At 48.7% G+C, this 19,316-nt stretch carries 19 protein-coding genes and 1 riboswitch; of the genes, 7 read left to right on the top strand and 12 right to left on the bottom strand.

Annotated elements, in window-relative coordinates:
* Positions 1 to 48 precede the first annotated feature (48 nt).
* The 5 genes from KB186_RS17640 to KB186_RS17620 all read right to left on the bottom strand — a co-directional run bounded on the left by KB186_RS17640 (position 49) and on the right by KB186_RS17620 (position 4,295).
* Positions 49 to 897: an energy-coupling factor ABC transporter ATP-binding protein gene (locus KB186_RS17640; RefSeq protein WP_232774075.1), complete on the bottom strand. Its 849-nt coding sequence runs from the start codon at positions 895 to 897 to the stop codon at positions 49 to 51.
* Complete coding sequence (cbiQ, locus tag KB186_RS17635; protein WP_232774074.1) at positions 894 to 1,691, bottom strand: cobalt ECF transporter T component CbiQ; 798 nt, start codon at positions 1,689 to 1,691, stop codon at positions 894 to 896. The genes KB186_RS17640 and cbiQ overlap by 4 nt, the downstream gene beginning before the upstream one ends.
* Entirely contained in the window at positions 1,688 to 1,972 is a 285-nt protein-coding gene (locus KB186_RS17630; protein ID WP_173609950.1) for an energy-coupling factor ABC transporter substrate-binding protein, read from the bottom strand. Before KB186_RS17630 ends, cbiQ begins: the two co-directional genes overlap by 4 nt.
* Entirely contained in the window at positions 1,969 to 2,733 is a 765-nt protein-coding gene (locus KB186_RS17625; protein ID WP_016742902.1) for an energy-coupling factor ABC transporter permease, read from the bottom strand. The genes KB186_RS17630 and KB186_RS17625 overlap by 4 nt, the downstream gene beginning before the upstream one ends.
* A 143-nt stretch (positions 2,734 to 2,876) precedes the next feature.
* A riboswitch (cobalamin riboswitch) is annotated at positions 2,877 to 3,070 on the bottom strand.
* Positions 3,071 to 3,203: 133 nt separating this feature from the next.
* Positions 3,204 to 4,295, bottom strand: coding sequence for a quinone-dependent dihydroorotate dehydrogenase (locus KB186_RS17620; RefSeq protein ID WP_173609949.1), 1,092 nt, complete (start codon positions 4,293 to 4,295; stop codon positions 3,204 to 3,206).
* 151 nt (positions 4,296 to 4,446) lie between these two features.
* Between KB186_RS17620 and KB186_RS17615 the strand changes: the two genes are divergently transcribed.
* Genes KB186_RS17615 through KB186_RS17605 form a run of 3 tightly spaced genes read left to right on the top strand, consistent with a single transcriptional unit; the run spans position 4,447 to position 8,094 of the window.
* The gene (locus tag KB186_RS17615; protein ID WP_221867841.1) at positions 4,447 to 5,547 is read left to right on the top strand and encodes a GerAB/ArcD/ProY family transporter; all 1,101 of its coding nucleotides are present in this window, start codon (positions 4,447 to 4,449) and stop codon (positions 5,545 to 5,547) included.
* Positions 5,537 to 6,919 (top strand): spore germination protein, encoded by a 1,383-nt coding sequence (locus KB186_RS17610; RefSeq protein WP_221867840.1) that lies wholly within the window; start codon positions 5,537 to 5,539, stop codon positions 6,917 to 6,919. Before KB186_RS17615 ends, KB186_RS17610 begins: the two co-directional genes overlap by 11 nt.
* Complete coding sequence (locus tag KB186_RS17605; protein WP_221867839.1) at positions 6,916 to 8,094, top strand: Ger(x)C family spore germination protein; 1,179 nt, start codon at positions 6,916 to 6,918, stop codon at positions 8,092 to 8,094. The genes KB186_RS17610 and KB186_RS17605 overlap by 4 nt, the downstream gene beginning before the upstream one ends.
* Before the next feature lie 68 nt (positions 8,095 to 8,162).
* Here KB186_RS17605 and ald read toward each other — a convergent pair whose 3' ends face one another.
* The 3 genes from ald to KB186_RS17590 form a co-directional block, all read right to left on the bottom strand.
* Complete coding sequence (gene ald / locus KB186_RS17600; protein WP_047073211.1) at positions 8,163 to 9,287, bottom strand: alanine dehydrogenase; 1,125 nt, start codon at positions 9,285 to 9,287, stop codon at positions 8,163 to 8,165.
* A 131-nt stretch (positions 9,288 to 9,418) separates the two neighbouring features.
* Entirely contained in the window at positions 9,419 to 10,657 is a 1,239-nt protein-coding gene (locus KB186_RS17595) for a PucR family transcriptional regulator (RefSeq protein WP_173609945.1), read from the bottom strand.
* An 81-nt stretch (positions 10,658 to 10,738) separates the two neighbouring features.
* Entirely contained in the window at positions 10,739 to 11,308 is a 570-nt protein-coding gene (locus tag KB186_RS17590) for a helix-turn-helix domain-containing protein (RefSeq protein ID WP_221867838.1), read from the bottom strand.
* A 227-nt stretch (positions 11,309 to 11,535) separates the two neighbouring features.
* Between KB186_RS17590 and KB186_RS17585 the strand changes: the two genes are divergently transcribed.
* Together KB186_RS17585 and KB186_RS17580 are read left to right on the top strand one after the other, a co-directional pair.
* Positions 11,536 to 12,837: an MFS transporter gene (locus KB186_RS17585; protein ID WP_232774073.1), complete on the top strand. Its 1,302-nt coding sequence runs from the start codon at positions 11,536 to 11,538 to the stop codon at positions 12,835 to 12,837.
* 17 nt (positions 12,838 to 12,854) lie between these two features.
* A complete protein-coding gene (locus KB186_RS17580) occupies positions 12,855 to 13,841 on the top strand; it encodes an ornithine cyclodeaminase family protein (protein WP_232774087.1) in 987 nt (328 codons plus the stop codon).
* Between the two features lie 68 nt (positions 13,842 to 13,909).
* Here KB186_RS17580 and KB186_RS17575 read toward each other — a convergent pair whose 3' ends face one another.
* Both KB186_RS17575 and KB186_RS17570 read right to left on the bottom strand, forming a co-directional pair.
* Positions 13,910 to 14,263, bottom strand: a complete 354-nt coding sequence (locus tag KB186_RS17575; protein ID WP_173609941.1) for a response regulator — start codon at positions 14,261 to 14,263, stop codon at positions 13,910 to 13,912.
* Positions 14,264 to 14,382: 119 nt separating this feature from the next.
* A complete protein-coding gene (locus KB186_RS17570; protein ID WP_173609940.1) occupies positions 14,383 to 14,574 on the bottom strand; it encodes a hypothetical protein in 192 nt (63 codons plus the stop codon).
* Between the two features lie 173 nt (positions 14,575 to 14,747).
* Here KB186_RS17570 and KB186_RS17565 point away from each other — a divergent pair, with 173 nt between their 5' ends.
* Positions 14,748 to 15,758, top strand: a complete 1,011-nt coding sequence (locus KB186_RS17565; RefSeq protein ID WP_173609939.1) for a BMP family ABC transporter substrate-binding protein — start codon at positions 14,748 to 14,750, stop codon at positions 15,756 to 15,758.
* 5 nt (positions 15,759 to 15,763) lie between these two features.
* On the top strand, positions 15,764 to 17,584 hold the full coding sequence (locus KB186_RS17560; RefSeq protein ID WP_221867836.1) for a sensor histidine kinase: 1,821 nt from the start codon (positions 15,764 to 15,766) through the stop codon (positions 17,582 to 17,584).
* Here KB186_RS17560 and KB186_RS17555 read toward each other — a convergent pair.
* Positions 17,581 to 18,381: an alpha/beta hydrolase family protein gene (locus KB186_RS17555; RefSeq protein ID WP_232774086.1), complete on the bottom strand. Its 801-nt coding sequence runs from the start codon at positions 18,379 to 18,381 to the stop codon at positions 17,581 to 17,583. The two genes, KB186_RS17560 and KB186_RS17555, sit on opposite strands and share 4 nt — an antisense overlap.
* Before the next feature lie 5 nt (positions 18,382 to 18,386).
* Positions 18,387 to 19,274, bottom strand: a complete 888-nt coding sequence (locus tag KB186_RS17550) for a LysR family transcriptional regulator (RefSeq protein ID WP_232774072.1) — start codon at positions 19,272 to 19,274, stop codon at positions 18,387 to 18,389.
* Between the last annotated feature and the right edge of the window lie 42 nt (positions 19,275 to 19,316).

The raw sequence follows: 19,316 nt of genomic DNA, 5'->3' as shown, positions 1-19,316 counted from the left end.
ACCTCCATGGCTTTTTGGGGTTAGCTTACCCGAAAGCGCCCACTCCATTCACCACACCCGCTGAACACGGAGCATTTCACGCAGTTCATTCACCGAACGCGGAATATGTCCGCCCAACTCGCGCTTCCACTGCTCAGGCAGTGCCTCCCACACATCAACGAGCAACGGCATACCCAGATGAAGGCTCTCCAGCATGGCTCTGTTTTCCAATGCCTCCTGCGGATCTCCCGCGAACACAAGCCTGCCTGCATCCATGATGCAAATCCACTCGGCCCATTCAAAGGCAATATCCATATCGTGTGTTGCCATCAAAACAGTTGTTCCTTGCCGGTGAATGGCTTCGAGCTCCCGCAGCAAATTTTTGGTCTGATAGCGATCCAAATACGCAGTAGGCTCGTCCAATAGCAAAAGCTCTGGCTCCATGACCATGACCCCCGCGAGCGCCAGCCTCCGTTTTTGTCCCAGGCTCAAATGATGAATCGGAGTTTCTGCCAGCTCTCTCAACCCGAATGCATCCAGCACCTTTTCTACCTTTGCCCGGATTACTTCCACAGGCAGCTTCTGATTGCATAAACCGTAGGATATATCTTCTGCGACCGTGCTTGCGATCAACTGATGCTCGGGATCTTGAAAGACCAAGCCCACCTTTTGCGTCATCTCTTGCAATGCGGCTCGTTTGTAGACAAGCGGTTTTCCTTTCCACAGCACTTGTCCCTGCTGTGGCTCGATGATTCCGTTTCCATGCAAGAACAAAGTCGACTTCCCACAGCCATTCCGTCCCAAAAGAACACATTTCTTCCCCTCAGGAATCCATAAGGACAGCCCTGTCAGGACAGGTCCCCGCCCTCCCGGATACGTGTACTGCAAATCGATGAACTCCAACAACCGTGATGTCATAACCGCCAACCTCCTGTCCACCACTCAAGCAGCACCAGCAGCATACAGCCTGCGATTGCCTCCCACTCATAGCGGCGCGAGCGGGAGTGGGTATGAAACGAGAGCACCTGCATGCTCTCCCCAAAGCCCCTAGCCGCCATTCCTTTGTGCAAGGCTTCGTATTTGCGCATTGCTCTGACAAACAATTGCGCAACGAGAACCCCTGCATCCCGAAGCGTCGCTCGGAAGCCGCGATGACCTCCGCGCGAACGTTGGGCAATCCAGAGCTGATGAGAAATCGTTACCAACACAAAAATAAACCGATACATGATCATTAATAAGTCAGTTACAAGGACAGGCATACGTAGCCGGCGAAGCACCTGCAAAATTTCAGCAAACGGCACGGTAAACAAAATGAAAGCAAAGCAGGATAAGCTCGCCATGGTACGCCAAAACAAGATCCAAGCTTTACTGAAGGACGACATCGGCACATAGAGCACATAAGAACCCAGCTCCCATGCTGCCGCGACCTGGACCTGCACTTCTCCTGCTCTCGCCCCTTCAACCAGTAGAGCAGGAAGCCCCGCAGCGAAAAACGAGAGCGACACGATCATAAAGGTAAAATAGATACGGACAGGAATCCGGGCATACACCACTACCCATACCGTCATCCACACAGCGACAGCCATCTGCATCCATACATGTCCTACCAGGACGAGCAGTAACAATGCGCTCGCCAGTAATAGCTTATGAGCAGGCGGCAGACGTTTCAGCCTGTTTTGATAAGAGAGAGAATCAAGCTGCAGTCCGTTCATTTTTTCCGCTTATCCAACCGGCCTTTGTACAAGCCCACGGCGTAGCCAACCACTCCCGCTCCCAACGCCGCCTGCACCGCAAACAATAGACTCTCCGTCTCTCCCCCTGGCGGCTCTATCAGCGGCTGGAACCACGGTTCGTAGTTCGGGGCGATTTCCTTGATCGCTTCCTCTGCCACGCCATCTGCGCCGCCAAATTCCGAATCCTGAACCAGCAACAGCGGGACAATAGCCAGTACGATTACTCCAATGAGTAAAAGCCAGTTCCATCCTTTTTTCACAGCGATTCCTCCCGTTTGAGCAAACGAAGCTGTGTAAGCTCTTTTGCGTTGTAAGATAACAACCAGTTCCAAACAAGAACGGTCAACAGACCTTCACTGATGGCGAGCGGTACTTGCGTGAATGCAAAAATTCCTGCGAATTTGGCAAACGAGGCCAACACTCCGCCAGATTCAGCTGGAAATGCGAGTGCCAGTTGAAGCGAAGTCACTACATAGGTAGCGAGATCAGCCAAAGCCGCCGCCGCAAAAACCGCCAGTCGCTGGCTTCCTGCCACTTTCATGATCAACCGATAGATTCCGTATGCCACCATTGGTCCTACCACTGCCATAGATACAGCATTCGCCCCTAGCGTAGTCAAACCTCCATGCGCCAATAGCAGGGCTTGAAACAAGAGCACCATGCTCCCTAGCACAGACATCGCAAAAGGTCCAAACATAATGGCACCGAGGCCCGTTCCAGTCGGGTGAGAGCTGCTGCCTGTAACCGAAGGGATTTTCAGTGCAGATAAAACAAAGGCAAACGCTCCTGCAACGCCAATTAGGAGCTTCATTTCGGGATGTTCTTTTACAATTTTGTTAATCGAGCGAATCCCAAGAATAAAAAATGGCAAGAAGACAGCCCACCAAAATAAGGCCCAGGATAAAGGCAAATACCCTTCCATGATGTGCATCGCGTGTCCTGTCTCAGGTTCATTGAGCAAAAAATACAGGACGAAGCCCGCGATCATCAGACAAGTAGATACGAGACGAGATCGATTCATGTTCATTCCTCCTTCACTCACTTTCGTTCTTTCCTCCAAACAAAAAAATCCCATCCATCAATGGACGAGATGTGCACACAAAACAACAGACTGACTAGACAGCCTCATTGCCTCGTATTCACCGCTCCTTTCCGCGAAGGTTCTGTGGGTGTGGCTACTAGGTAGGTCTCCTGGCTTCCAGATCCATGCGCTCCTTGTCCTTCCCCATACGAAAATGAGTGGTTTCCTTCTCAAAGAGAGCTCCCTGGTTACAGTGGCGGGACCGCTCGGGACTTTCACCCGATTCCCTGTTACCCTTTATGCGTCACATAAAGGCACCTAACGCCGACTATATGCAATTGACTGACAATTCATGTTTGTCCCACATCATTATACCGGATCACTACATAAATCGGAAGAATATAAGCGAAAACGCATAAGTCGATGACCCTTACAAACGGAGCCATCGACCTATGCATACTTTGTTCTATCTATTCTTTTGCGTCTACGCCAATCACTTCACTAATATGTTTAAAGCCATCGCGTTGCATGAGCTTCAGCAGTTTTTTGTTGATTTGCTTGGCGATACCTGGGCCCTGATAAATCATCCCTGTATACACCTGAACGAGACTAGCTCCTGCCCGGATTTTCGCGTAGGCGTCTTCCCCGTTATAAATACCGCCGACACCAATAATTGGTACCTTATCTCCTACTTCTTGATAAATCTCCTTCACCCAAGCCGTGGAACGCTCTGTAAGAGGTCTTCCGCTCAAGCCGCCCGCTTCCTCGGCAAATCGATGTCCGGAAACCGCCTCGCGTGACAGTGTCGTATTGGTAGCAATAATTCCGGAAATGCCTTCTTCTACAGCAGCGTGAACCACATCGCGCATGTGCTCATCTGACATGTCTGGCGCTACTTTCAACAAAATCGGCTTTTTCTTGATGGAACGCGCTTCCATTTCGGTTGCCTTTTCCCTTACTGCACGCACCAAATGACGCAAGCTCTCTGTTTCCTGCAAGTCACGCAGATTCGGGGTGTTCGGAGAGCTGATGTTAATGACGAAATAGTGACCGTATGCATAGAGCATGTCCATACATTTGCTATAGTCGACGGCCGCTTCTTCATTCGGCGTTACTTTGTTTTTCCCAATGTTAATCCCAATCGGAACATCTGAGTATGCGTAATCGACCAAATGCTGGGAAGCCAAATACGCACCATGATTGTTGAAGCCCATTCGGTTAATGACAGCTTGATGTTCCGGCAATCGGAACAATCGGGGCTTCGGATTGCCTGGCTGCCCCTGCGGCGTCAATGTCCCGATTTCCACAAATCCAAAACCAAGGGCACCCAACGCATGGTAGACTTCTGCATTTTTATCAAAACCGGCTGCAAGTCCGACTGGATTCGGAAACGTCATTCCCCACAGCTTATTCTCCAACCGCTGGTCTTTTACCTGATAGATCATCTTCAGGATGCTTTTGCCTGGAGCAGAATCCTCCACCAGCCTTAAGGCACCAATTGTCTTTTCGTGAATCTCTTCCGCATCTTGCTGGAACAGATATTTTCTTATGAGCTGATACATCGGCTGCACTCCTTACTCCGTTTCTACCTTTTTACCTCATAGTAGAATACCATACTTTTTCGGGAGGATGTAACCTTTATACGTGATACATATTTCCAGCCAAGCAGGCAAATCCTAACAGCACCACCACGCACAGGGGGATAAGTCTTTCATGAAAGTGGACGGAAAAATCGGGATTGGTCAAGCCATTATGGTGATGATGCTGACGATCGGCATTACGAACCACGTAACCGTTATCCCCCTCTTATTGAGTAAAGCCGGAAGAGATGCTTGGTTGAGCGTGTTGATTGCCGGTATCCCTTTTTCCTTCTGGGCGTACTTGCTGTTTGTGGTTAATCGAAGTACGAAGCAACAGTCTTTGCATGAATGGCTTGCGCAACGCTCAGGAAAAATCGTCAGCCATCTGTTGCTCACCCCGATCATGGTCTGCCTGTACATGATGGCCCTAACCAATCTAATCGATACCCAGACATGGACGACCGTCAACTACTTGCCTCGAACACCCGAGTGGGTGACCGCATTAGCCTTAATGGGTTTATGCATACTCGCGTCTATCGGGGGAATAACCTCCGTAGGAATCACAGCAGGAATCTTGTTGCCTGTCGTGGTTTTGCTCGGATTTTTCATCGCTTTTGGCAATATTCCTAAAAAGGATTATAGTCTTTTGTTGCCGCTTTTCCAGCATGGGTATGGTCCTCTTCTTCACGGGATGCTCTATGTAGGCGGCGGTATTTCAGAGATGTTTCTGCTGCTATTGCTCCAACCTCATGTACGTAAGCCCTTGCGCCTCGTACACTTTTTGGTCATGCTCGGCATCACGCTTCTGCTGACACTCAGTCCGTTGACAGGGGCTATTGCGGAATTTGGACCTATAGAGTCTGCGCGCCAACGCTTTCCGGCATTTGAGCAATGGCGGCTACTCACGATTGGAAAAGACATCGAGAACATGGAGTTTTTCTCCATTTTCCAATGGCTCGCTGGGGCTTTTATACGCATCACGATTTGCTTGCTGCTCTTGGGAGATTTACTCACCATCCGTACCCAAAAAGAACGCAGATTCATGATGATTTTTCTAGGCGGAAGCATGATCGCCTTTACCAGCCTCCCATACAGCGACATGCAGTTCGTATCATTTCTGACGCACGTATACTATCCGCTTTACCTAGTCATTATCGTTGTGATTACTCTCGCACTCATGCTGGTTACTCTGCGCAAGCCATCCAGACAGGAGGGAATAGGCCATGACCCTTGAAGAGGAACTGCGGGAAAAATTCGCGCATTGTGCGGACGTCGTTTTTATGCGAACAGTCACAACCGAGGACCAGCCTGTATTGATGCTTTATTGCGAAGGACTTGCAGACGTTCGTCAATTACAAGATACGGCATTGCCGCAATTGGAGCGATTCCTGGCTATTGGTGATTTGCGTTCCTTGCCTCTTTTCCCGCTTTTTACGAATCCAGAGTTGTGGGTGGAGCGACTGTTTGCAGGAGATTTGCTGATTTTCATCGGAGACTCCCCGCCATTCGCCTGGGATATCTCCAATCGGCCAGAGCGCGGTCCTGAGGAAGCCAATACAGAAATATCGATCAAAGGTCCACGCGACGGCTTCGTCGAGGATCTCTCCACGAACGTAGCTCTCATTCGCAAGCGTATGCGAACCATTACCCTGGCCTATGAGCCTTTTATTCTCGGAACACGCTCGCGTACAAGAGTTGCGATGCTGTATATCACAGATGGAGTATCTTCGGATCTCGTGGAGATGATGCGCGAGAGGCTCCTCAATTGTCGGTCAAAAAAAATCTTGAATAGCGCTATCCTGGAGAAATTACTCAGTGACAATACTCATTCGCTGTTTCCGTTAGTTGATTATACGGGACGTCCTGACTATGCAATTTACATGCTGCTGCAAGGGAAAGTGGTCGTATTGGTAGACGGCTCACCTTTGGCAATCGTAGCACCGGTTACCTTGCTCGAACTCATCAAATCTCCCGAAGATGATCAGTATCCGGTTTCTTATGTATGGTTGGAACGCATTCTGCGTTTGGGTGGATTTTGGATCGCGATTTTTCTGCCTGGCTTCTGGATTGCGCTGTCCGCTTATAATGTAGAGCAATTTCCTTTTCAATTGCTCGCTACCGTTACACAAGGCCGAAAAGGGCTGCCATTTTCCGCGCCAATGGAGCTATTTATCATCTTGTTTATCTTTGAATTTCTGCGCGAGGCAGGTGCCCGCTTGCCCAAAAACGTCGGGCAGACGCTAGCATTAGTCGGCGCACTGATTATCGGGGATGCTTCCATTCGTGCAGGACTGACATCGCCCTCAATGCTGTTTATCGGCTCCTTGACAGTCGTTGCCTCCTTTACACTGGTCAACCAGGCATTAAGCGGAGCCGTTACCGTGGCACGTTTCGCTGTTTTCTTCCTTTCCGCAACCATCGGCATGTACGGCTTTATCCTCGGGATGATTGCCATCGTATACTATTTGTCCACCTTGACCTCCTTTGGCAGATCGTATATTTTGATGGGTTCATCCAACTCCTTGTCCACCCTGTTCATTGTTTTATTCAAGTCCATGACCAGTTTTTTACGGACGAGATCGGCTAAGGGTGGCGATCCCAAATGAAATGCATGCGGATTGCTTCTGCTATGCTGCTGTTGGCAACGACTCTTCTTAGCGGCTGCTGGGACCAGAAATCGATCCAGGATCTTCGCTACTTATCTGCCATGGGCATCGATTACGTCAACAATGAGTATGTTCTATATGCCCAATCCACCGATCTGTCTACCGTCGCGAAGCAGGAGTCATCAACTACCCTTCAAGCACCACCTGCGACCATTTCGATCGGAAGAGGGAAAACACTTCAATCTGCCTTTGATAACCTGCAAAAAAACGCGCAGGTGCCCGTATTTCTAGGCTTTGTATCCTCCCTTGTATTTCATGAGCGTCTCTTGCAAAAGGGCATTATCACCTCCCATGATATTATGAATCGATACGGTCTGATTCGTTACACCAAATGGGTATTCGGAACACGGGAGCCGATTGACAAAGTGTTAAGCTCTCATTCTTTGGTCGGATTTTCTCCATTGGACTCTCTGTTGCATCAGCCAAAGGATGTTTATGAGCAACGTTCGTTTATCGAGCCGATCCAATTTTTTCGGTTTATCTCGGACTTTTGGGAGCCAGCAAACACCGTGTTATTGCCAAACATCACGCTGTACGAGCGTTCCTGGAAAGAAAATAACCGTTTTATTTCTCGTCTCTCCATCGATGGCATCCACGCCATTCATCGTGGAAATTGGCAGGGTTACTTCCCCAATCGTGATTTAATGGGGATTCGGTGGATGAATCCTGACACAAAATTTGCTGGCCTCGTTGTGAGACAAAACAACATTCCCAAAGCAACAATGCGTATCGAGCATGTCCAATTGGACATCATTCCGATTACCACCGGAGACCATCCTCGTTATCAGGTCAATGTTCGGCTTAAAGGGTTCGTTCGTGAAATGATGAGTACGGTTACACCTGCTTTCGTAGTAAAAAGCTCCGAAGAACAGGTAGCCGAGCAGATTCGCGGGACGTTTCTGAAAGGAGTCAAAGCAGGGGTTGATCTATATAGCCTGGAGGAAGCTTTGTTTAAACAAGACTACCAGGCTTGGCGAAAGTATGAAATACGCAAGCGCAATAAGCTCACACCTGATTCCCTGACCCAAATCCAGGTGCATATGTACTTAAGTGATTCCGGAAAAATGAAGATGGATTCGGTCAAATACCCTGACCCGCTTCGGCCGAATGAATAAATAATAAAAAAACTGCTTGCCGTAAGCTCGGACAAGCAGTTTCTTCTATCATCTATTTACCGTTGAAGCTAGTTTTTCACCAGCAAAACTTCTTCGATAGAAGCATACGGCAGGTTATGCGCATCTGCGACAGCCTTGTAAGCTACTTTACCGTCGATGACGTTTACGCCTTTCGCCAATGCTTTGTTGTCGCGAATCGCTTGTGCGTAGCCTTTGTTTGCCAATTGTACCGCGTAAGGAACGGTTACGTTGGTCAGGGCCAATGTAGATGTACGAGCGACTGCACCAGGCATATTGGCTACCGCGTAGTGAATCACACCGTGCTTCTCATAGGTTGGCTTGTCATGAGTCGTGATGCGGTCAACGGTTTCAATCGATCCACCTTGGTCAATCGCAACGTCTACGATCACAGAACCAGGTGACATTTCTTTAACCATGTCTTCTGTTACCAGACGCGGAGCACGAGCACCTGGAATGAGTACAGCGCCAACCAGCAAATCTGCTTTTTTCACAGCGTTTGCGATGTTGAAGGAATTGGACATCAGCGTCTGAACGCGGCCTTGGAACAAGTCATCCAACTGGCGCAGACGGTCTGCGTTTACATCGATAATGGTTACATTTGCACCCAGTCCAAGCGCCATTTTCGCTGCGTTTGTTCCGACGATCCCGCCGCCGATTACGACTACCTCGCCTTTTGGTACGCCTGGTACGCCACCGAGCAGAACGCCTTTTCCACCGTATTGCTTTTCCAGGAATTGCGCGCCGATTTGAACAGACATGCGGCCTGCTACTTCAGACATCGGCATCAGCAGAGGCAGAGCGCCATTGTCTAGCTGAATGGTTTCGTAAGCGATTGCAATCACTTTTTTATCGATCAATTCACGAGTCAATTCAGGCTCTGGTGCGAGATGCAAATACGTGAACAGAATCAGACCCTCGCGGAAATATCCGTATTCAGCAGGGAGTGGTTCTTTTACTTTCATTACCATGTCAGACGCCCATGCCTCTGCTGCTGTTTCTACGATCTCAGCGCCTACTGCCTTGTAATCTTCATTCGTAAAACCACTGCCTTGCCCTGCACTTGTTTCTACACGAACGGAATGTCCGTTTTGTACCAGAGCAGCTACACCTGCTGGGGTAATGGCTACGCGGTTCTCATTATTTTTAATTTCTTTTGGAATTCCAACGATCATGATAAGTATGTCCTCCTTGGAAACGCCAATTTCTTTGCGGTTACTATTATTGTACAGCGTATCTTCGGGCATACTCCTTGGAGATTCCTTTAATTTTAGCGTCTTTTCATTTGTGAAAATTCACAAACAAACTACTGTTCCCCATCTAATTTGGCTATTTTCAACTCTAAATATAAGGCAGCCCGCTGGTTCATATTGTCGAGGTCGACACGCATGATCTCTTCAATTCGTCTCAGTCGGTAGCTCAACGTATTGATGTGGATATGCAAACGCTCTGCTGTCTTGTTGACCTTGCCAGCGGCATCCAAAAAAGTCTCCAATGTCGTCAAGAGCGTGGTCTGGTTGTCGCGATCATACTGTCTAAGCTTTTCCAGCCGTTCATTCTGATAGCCCTGCTCCTCCTCCCACTGTTTCAGTTGTAGTAAATATCGATAAATCCCAAGCTCGTGGTACCCGTGAATCCCTTCATTTTCCTGCGGAAACAGCTTCTTGATCTTGAGTGCATGCAGCGCTTCCCTGTAGCTTTTCACAATATCCGTATAGGACTTGTAATCTCTCCCGTACCCGGCAATCACCTGGCGTCCTTCCGTGACATGTGCTTCGAGCTTGCCGAGCGAGTCGGCGAGGAACTGTTCCACCTTGCGAATGAGCACGTCGCTCTTCTCTTTTTTCGCATCGGATAGACCGATCAACAAGATGATTTGCGAGCCGTCGACAACCCAGAGCAGCTTGTCACGCATTAATAACGGATACAAGTACTGATCCAGACGAGCTCCCGCCGCTTCAATAATACAGATTAAATAACAGGTCGGAAGCTGCATCTGCAAGGTGTCCGCTTTTTGCCGAATGACAGCCTCACTGCTGTGATTCCCCAGCAACAGCTCCCACAGAAATTCCTTACGTCGCTGTTCCTCCGCCTTGCGTTTCCCCTGCCGCTGGATGAGACGCGAGACAGCTACGCGAGCTGCTTGACGAAGAATTTCGTCATCGTCCTGGGTAATCGGTCGATTCACCTCTTGTGCCCAAATGTAACCGAGCACGTCGCTCCCTCTGCGAATGGCAATTGCCACGCGCTTCCCCAAGCCGATTTCGTCCTTGGCCGGGATGTGTACGGGGTCGTCTTTCGTTAACAGCTCCTGGAATACGCCGTCCTTCCAGAGGCGCGTCAGTACTTTTTCCGGTACCCGTCGCCCCATGATGGTAGACCAGCGCGCTTCGTCTGTGCTTTCTCCGTGTGAACTGTAAGCAATCAGTTTATGATCGGCATCTTCAACCGTTATCGGATTTTGCAAAAGTTCACCAATGACATCAGCTAATTCGTCGATATCAGCATGCTGATACTGTTGAAAATAATTAGGCTCTACGGGCACACTTTCACCTCTTTACCGCTCTTTTCTACGCGTTCTTCTATTATAGTAGAAAACATGACTTCGCTAAACGCTCTCGCTCAATTAATGAGGAGCGGTCGGAATCCTGTCACTGTCATGCGAATTGACACAAAGGAATTTAGTGACCTCGCCTGTACGGTTCACCCAGTTGTGCGGTACGGAGGATTCCATGTGAATGCTGTCGCCAGGGAACAAATCATGCTCCTCTTCCCCGAGCAAAAGTGTCAGCACACCCTCGAGGACGTAAATAAACTCTTGCCCCTTATGTGCAAAAGGCGTGCCTTTTTCTCCGTGCGGTGAAAGCGTGACGAGAATCGGTACGAGCGACGGATTTGCCAATTGACCGGACAGGTCCTCATACATAAATGGCGCACGCTGAAGCTGGGATCGCGCTCTGCTCGCCCTGCGCACCCGCTCATTTCCTCCAATCGACTCGCCCGAAAAGAAATAGCCTGGGCTCACTCCCAAGGCTTCCGAAATTTTTTTCAATGACTCCAGCGTAATGGAAGACTTCCCACGCTCTACTTGGGACAAAAAGCTGATCGACAGCTGTGTTTTTTCCGCAATTTGTTTGAGTGTCTTCTTTTTGCCGACACGAAGCGATTTGATCAATACACCAATGGTAGGTTCCATTTGCATACCTCGCCGTAAAAAGGATAGGTCTATCATACTCTTTCCTGAAAAAAGCTGTAAAGTTAGCATAAGGATCAATTTTTACTATTGCTCGAAATTATATTGCATTTTATAATCTTTACTATTATCAGATTTGTAATCGTTTTATTTTTAAAAATTGAAGTAGTACTTCACTTTCTTGAATTGAAGTGACACTTCAATATCTACTGACAAAGGAGGATTACCCGATGGCATTACAAACACAAGCGGGCGTTTCTAAAAAGGTTCAAAACAAAGCGTTGGTCGCGAGCCTGATTGGCAGCTCCATTGAGTGGTTTGACTTTTTTCTGTATGGAACCATGGCATCGCTCGTATTCAACAAGCTATTTTTTCCTTCTTCTGATCCAACTGTAGGCTTACTGCTCTCTTATCTCTCATTTGGTCTTCCCTTTTTCATCCGGCCCTTGGGTGGCGTGATCTTCAGTCATATTGGGGACAAAATCGGCCGTAAAAAGACGCTTGTCTTGACGTTGTCGCTGATGGGAGGCGCTACCGTCCTGATCGGTTTGCTGCCTGATTACAATGCCATTGGCATCTGGGCTCCCATTCTTCTCGTGCTGATGCGTTTGATTCAAGGCTTGGGGATCGGCGGTGAATGGGGAGGTGCATTGCTTCTCGCCGTAGAGTACTCCGGCAAAGGCAGACGCGGCTTTTTTGGAAGCATCCCGCAAATGGGGGTAACGATCGGCATGCTGCTCGGCACGTTGGCCATTTCTTTCATGAGTGCGCTTCCCGATGATCAATTCATGTCTTGGGGCTGGCGAATTCCATTTCTGTTGAGTGCAGCGCTTGTTTTTTTAGGACTCTGGATTCGCAATGGCATCGATGAAACACCTGCTTTTCAAGAAGCAAAAAAGACGGGGAACATTGCGAAGGTTCCCATCATAGATACATTTCGTTACCACTGGAAAGCCGTTCTGATTGCCGTCGGAGCCAAAGTGGTAGAGACGGCGCCGTTCTATATTTTCTCGACGTTTATTATTGCCTACGCGACGAACTACTTGGGCTACGACCGAATAACGGTACTCAATGCCGTGACGATCGCCACATTGGTGACAACCATCGCGATTCCGTACATGGGCATACTGTCGGATAAAGTGGGAAGAAAGCCTTTGTATATCGCGGGAACGATAGCGATGATGCTGTTTGCATTCCCTTACTTTTATATGCTGTCATGGAAATCAGCCCTCTGGCTTACCGTCGCTACCGTCATCGGACTCGGGATTCTCTGGGCTCCAGTCACAGCCGTATTGGGTACGATGTTCTCCGAAATTTTCAGTACGAATGTACGCTATACAGGGGTAACGGTCGGCTACCAGCTCGGTGCTGCTTTGGCGGGCGGTACTGCTCCACTGATCGCTACTGCCTTGTTAAGCTCCTTTAACTCCTGGGTGCCAATCGCTTTTTACATCGTCATTTCCGGGGTTATTTCTCTTATTGCGGTTTCTGCTACGAAGGAAACAAAGGACTTGGATTTGGACGAATCCTGATGGAAAGGAAGAATGTCATGCTCGTATTAAGCCGTGAAAACATTGAACAAATTTACACGATGAAAGATTGCTTGGAAGATGTGGAGCAGGTCTTCCGTGAGCATATGCTGGGGAACGTCACCACCCCTGTTCGTACTGCCATTGACCATCCGAAATACGGAGCAACCAGTCTATATATGCCGTCCTATTTGGAAACGGACGATTATGTAGCGGTAAAAATCATCAGCATTTTCCCCGAGAATTACAAGCACGATATCAAAGCCCTCCAAAGCGTGATCGTGTTGACCGAAGCAAAAACAGGGCAGCATGTAGCGATGATGGACGCAAGCCTGTTAACGATTATGCGCACAGGTGCAAGCAGTGGCGTTGCCACCAAATACTTGGCAAAAAAAAATGCGCAAAGCTGCGCTGTATTGGGCTGCGGGGCACAATCGATCGGACAGATTCAAGCCGTCATGGAGGTCCGTGCGCTGACAAACATTTATCTCTATAACCGCACTCGTGAGAAAGCAGACGAAATGAAACAAACACTCCTCTCCCTCTACCCGGAGTGGCAAGGCGAAGTCACGGTTATGGATGATGCCAATGAAGCGGTGGCAAATGCCGAAATCGTGATTTGCAGCACCAAGGCTACCAGCCCGTTGTTTGATGGAACACACTTGCGTCCCGGTACGCATATCAATGCCATCGGTGCTTTTCTTCCTCATATGCAAGAGGTCGACTTGACTACCGTACAAAACAGCAAAGTTGTGGTGGATACACTGGAGGGAGCTCGGCACGAAGCAGGCGATCTGCTCATTCCGATCGAACGCGGAGAATGGAGCTTTGAACAAATGCACGCTGAGCTGGGGGACATTCTGATTGGGAAAAAGCCTGGCCGAGAAAACGATGAAGAAATCACGCTGTACAAATCTGTGGGGATTGCCTATTTGGACACAGCGGTTGCCAAAACGGTCTTTGAACGGGCGAAAGCCAACGGCATTGGAACAGAAATCAGCTTGTAAATATCATGACTTACAGAAAAACAGCCACCCTCCCACCCGGGATTTGGCGGCTGTTTGCTTTTTCCTGTTTACAAAAGTCGTGCGATTGCATCGAGAATCTGCTCTTTTTGAAAAGGCTTTACGACGAAATCACTCGCTCCTGTCCTCATCGCTTCCAGCACCTTCTGCCGATGCCCGACTGCTGAGCAGATCAAAATTTTGGCATCACAGTCAAAATCCAGGATGTGACGCATGGCTTCAATCCCGTGCATGTGCGGCATGGTAATATCCATGGTCACAATATCTGGCTTGAGTTCCTTGTACTTTTCAATTGCCTCCAAACCATTGCTCGCTTCTCCACAAACTTCATGTTGCTCGCCTAACATATCCGTCAGCACCCTTCTCGTGAAGGCTGCGTCATCTACTATCAGCAATCGGGCCATGCAGTCTTATCCCCTCGCATCTCGCTTGCTATTCTACTTCCTACTTTTGCAGAAATCGCAAGTCTTGTCCACGAGAGAAAATGACTTCTTTTGTCGAATAGCGCCAAATCCGATCGGCATTATGAAATAAATCCGATTCGCTCGCTGCTCTCATTCGAACCGCTGTCGTTGGCGGGGTCGGCTGTCCCGATCGACGCCAAAGGGCTATCTGGTTTTGGGTGTGGAGTGGTCTCTCCAATCTCCGGTCGATCGACCTGTGTAACCTCATCAGGAATATGAATCTGGGGGATTTCCACCATATCGTTTTCCATCGCTTCTACGCCTCCCTTCTGTTCCCTCTTGGTAGGGGGATATGTTCTCCATATGCTTAGCCTGTCCGTATCCCTTTTTTCCATGCACAACCCTGAGAGAACCGATATAATAGGCATGACGTGTATCTATATTTTCAAGTGGATTATGCTTTTTTTCTATGGAGGAATCCCGCATGCCAAAGCTGCTGCCATTTCCCGTCTTATTTACCGGTTTGGTAGTCGGGCTGCTTCTGCTCATTACCAGTCAATTCGTTACAAGCATGAAGCATCTCGATAAAGTCATGAATAAAAGCAGCCATTCTTCTGACAAAGTGCGTGTCGCCCTATTGCTGGAGGGCCCCACTTATGATCAGGGCTGGAACAGCAGTGCACTGGAGAGTATGACAGAACTGCAAAAAAGATTTAACTTTTCACTCGAAATCGCCAATAATATAAAACCGGAGCAGATCAAAAAGGTGGCTGAGAAATATGCAGCCAACGACTATGATCTCATACTCGGTCATGGCCTCATCTTCTCTGATCCTTTTACAGACGTGGCGCTTCGCTATCCGAAATCACATTTTGTTTCCTTTAATGGAGAGGCTCCGCATCCAAATCAGACGACGATTCGTTACGATATGAAGCCTGCCGGCAAGCTTGTCGGTATCCTAGCCGCGAAAATGACGAAATCGGATAAAGTCGGATACATCATGGTAGATAAGCCCACAGAGTTAACTCAAGTAGAAGGCTTTATCGAAGGAGTGAAAAAGGCATCGCCTAAAACCACTATCGTTGTGGGAAAGGTTCCTGATTTTAATGATATTGCGGGGGCCATTCGCACGACTCGCGACATGATTTCACAAGGGGTGGATGTCATCTACACCACAGGCGACAGCTTCAATCTCGAAGTGATTACAGAAGCGCAGCGGGCAGGAGTATTTACCATCGGATATATTGCCGATCAACGCTATATCGCTCCGGAATACGTGCTGGCCTCCATGATGCAGGATGTTCGTCAGTGCTACCGCATCATCATGGAACAGTTTATTCAAGGGGATCTCCCCAATGGAAAAGTCATGTACGGCCTTGCAGAAGGGGTCAACCGTCTCAGTCAATTCGGACACATGGTTCCAGATGATGTACGTGAAGATTTAGAACGGGAACTGCAAAATCTCATTCCTTCCCGTGGCTCGTATGGAGGTTAATCAGCATGCCCCTTTTCAGCAATCTCGGATTTCAGAAAAAAATCATGCTCAGCTATCTCGTAATGATGCTTCTCATCGGCTGCGTAACGACCCTGTTCAGTTATCAAATGACAAAGGTCACCTCTGATGAAGTGTATTTGACGCAAAACCTCTTACCGCAAACGAGTGCCTTGTTGGAAGTCAAAAACCAGATATACACCAAGACCTATGCGTTGAACATGTATACATTGACACGCGACGAGTCTTACCTGGACCAGTACTATACAAATCTGATCGATACGGCTCGCTTTTCCTCGCTTCCCAAAACCGAGGCGAACAGTGGCTTGTTTACCATTATTGAATCGATATCAAAACTAGACTTTATTTTTTTGAACAAAATCAATCCGTTGCTGCAAGCAGGGAATGTTCCTGCCGTCAGCTATGTCCTTTCCAATGAAGTACAGCCATTGCTCGATCGGTTGGAACGAGATCTGTCTTTTTCACTCAATCAGCTGGAGTATCAGACGAATAAAGAGTTTCAGAATTCGAATGAGAGCATCAAGGTTTCGTTGATCCTGACGTATACGGTTTCCGTAGCCTCTATCTTGTTTGGGCTATTCTGCACGTTTTACTTCCGCAATGAGCTTTTGCGCCCGATCCAGTCTCTGATGCAACAAGCTCGTGAAGTATCGAAGGGAACATTCGGTCAGCAAATTGTCTATACCCATCAAGATGAATTCCTAGAGTTGGCCCAGGAGTTCAATAAAATGTCGAGTAGCATCGCCAATCTATTCGCACAAGATGAAAGGCAACGGCAAATTTTGACCGAAGAAAAAAACATCCGGGAGCAAATCTTAAACTCTCTGCCTGTTGGAATCATTACTCGCTCCCACGCGACAGTCGGTCTTCATGTAAACCAGTTGGCACAGCATTTGGTCAAGCTCGACGATCACGGCTACCCCGTGTCCAAGGATTCCTTTGAAGCACCCACAGGCAATGAGCCGACTCCCTGGTTCGTCAATCGCAAAATGACTTTGTACAAAAAAGACGACACACCATTCATTGCTCTGGTCTCTTACATCCCTTTACACAATCATCACCACGATCAGGAAACCGGGTGGATGGTCGCCTTCTTGGACATTACGGAGCAGGAGCAAATTCAAGAGTACTTGAATCAATCCGAGAAGCTGGCCATGGTCGGTCAGCTGGCAGCGGGGGCCGCTCATGAAATTCGCAATCCGCTAACAGTCATCTACGGCTTTATTCAGCTTCTTGAACAGCGTTTATCGAATCAAGAGCGCGATTTGTACTATTTGCCCTTAATCTTGCAGGAAATTGAACGGGTCAACCGCATCGTGACGGAGTTGCTGATGCTCTCCAAACCATCCAAGCCCGATTATCGCGAGGTTGCGCTAACTGGTGTCATTCATTCGATTCTTCCCTTGATGAATGCCGAGGCTATGCTGCATGGGATTGAAATCGTAGATCGCTGTGATCCCGGCATTCGCATTCATGTCGATGTCGAGCAATTAAAGCAAATCCTGCTTAATTTAATGAAAAACAGCATTGAAGCCATGAAAGACGGCGGCATTCTCTCCATTGAAAGCCGCCTGGATAATCAAGCTGTCCATATTCATATCAGAGACACAGGAGAAGGCATTCCCCAAGAATATCTGGTGCGGATATTCGATCCGTTTTTCTCCTTAAAAGAGGATGGGACAGGACTGGGGCTGCCGATTTCCCGACGAATGGTCGAAAACCACGGTGGGGAGTTGCACGTGAACAGCAAGCTGGGGAAAGGAACGGATATCATCATTACGCTGCCGCTTACACCAAAAGAAGATTAGACTTGCGCATCCAGCCAAGCAAACATTTTGCGCGTATACATCTCCATATCTTCCCCGACAAACAGATGGCTGGCCCCTTGCGCCAGCCATTTTTCATACGGTTTGCCTGCCCGTGTCAGCGCATCTGCCAATTTATGAGCATGCTCCACCCCCACATTCTCATCTTCCGTTCCATGTATGATCAGCACAGGGCAAGAAATCTCGTCCATCCGATACAAAGGTGTCCGATAGCGGTAAGCATCCTCCTGCTTTCGCGGATGACCGATGATTCTGCGCAGCATCCTTCTCAGATCAACCCGCTCCTCGTAGGTCAAAAACATGTCGCTGACACCACTCCATACGACGCAAGACAGCATGCCCTTGCACTCCATTGCGGCAAACAAGGCCATGATGCCACCTCGTGAAAAGCCGTAGACGCTGATTCGCTCCTCGTCCACCTTCTCCATGCTGCGGAGCAATTCAAATGCGGCAAACACATCATGCCTGTCTGCCCCACCGAATTCATCCCGGCCCTCTCCGCCTTCGTTGCCACGGTAATGAGGAGCGAGAATCACGTAGCCAAAAGCAGCCATCTGACTGATTCTCTCTGGTCTGACGCGCCCTACACCTTTAATCCCGCCTCGGCAATACAAGAGAGCCGGCAGACATGCTCCCTCCTGAAAATAAACCTCCGGCACAGCCAATGCAGCTTTTACCAGCAAGTCTTGACTATAGTAGCTAACGGTATAGAGCCGCACTCCCTGATGGACTGTCTCCTCAGGTGTACATGCGACAAATGGTGAAGTATCTAGCTGCATCCTGCTCACGATTCCTCTCTCTGTGATCTCGTAATCGTATCCACAAGCGTCACCATGGAAGGTGATAGCCATTTCTTTTTATGATAAACAAGCTGAATGGAAAACGGCGCCTTATTTGACTGAAACGGGATGGCTCTGAGCACCCCTTCTGTTAGCTCTCTCTTGACCGCCATGAGCGGCAGCAATGCCACACCCAAACCACAGCGTACACACTGCTTGATCGCTTCCGGATTGCTGAATTGGCAGGCGATTCGTTGGGTCATCCCAACCTCACCAAAAGCCTCCAGCAGCATGCCCCGATACGTACAGCCTTCTTCGGTCAATACAAGCGACTCCCCGCTCAAGTCATGGACAGTGAGTACAGTTGCTGTTGTGAATCGATGGGTGGGTGGGATGACGATCACCAATTCTTCCTCACGAATGACGTGGGTGATTAACTCAGGGTCTGTACAAGGGCGATCGAAAATGATCCCGAAATCGAGATAACCATCCCTGATCTGTTGCACAATTTCTGCTTCGCCAGCCGTCCGCAATACTAAATCAACCTGAGGATATTGCTGGCAAATAGCCTGTAAATACGGTGGCAGAAAGAACGCCGCCAGTGTATCAATCGTCCCAATGGCAATGGGGCCTGTCGTCTGTTGCTTGATCACTTCTTTAGATTCCCCATACAGACGAATCAATTCCCGTGCGTACGGCAGCAAGGCTTCTCCTGCTTGCGTCAGTCGCAGCTTGCGCCCGTATCGTTCAAATAGCGGGGCTCCATACGACTGCTCCAGCTTTTGCATTTGTGCCGTTACCGTTGGCTGAGCATAGCCCAGTTCTTCTGCTGCCCGTGTAAAACTCCCATACCGGGCTACTTCGCGAAAAGTATGTAAATAGACCAGCTCCATCCCGCTTCCTCCCATAGAAATCAGTAATGATCCTCATTGAAT

The organism is Brevibacillus sp. AF8, from assembly GCF_021270385.1.
GTDB lineage: Bacteria > Bacillota > Bacilli > Brevibacillales > Brevibacillaceae > Brevibacillus.
Note: the sequence above shows the minus strand (reverse complement) of the source record. Positions and strands in the feature narration are given on the sequence as shown.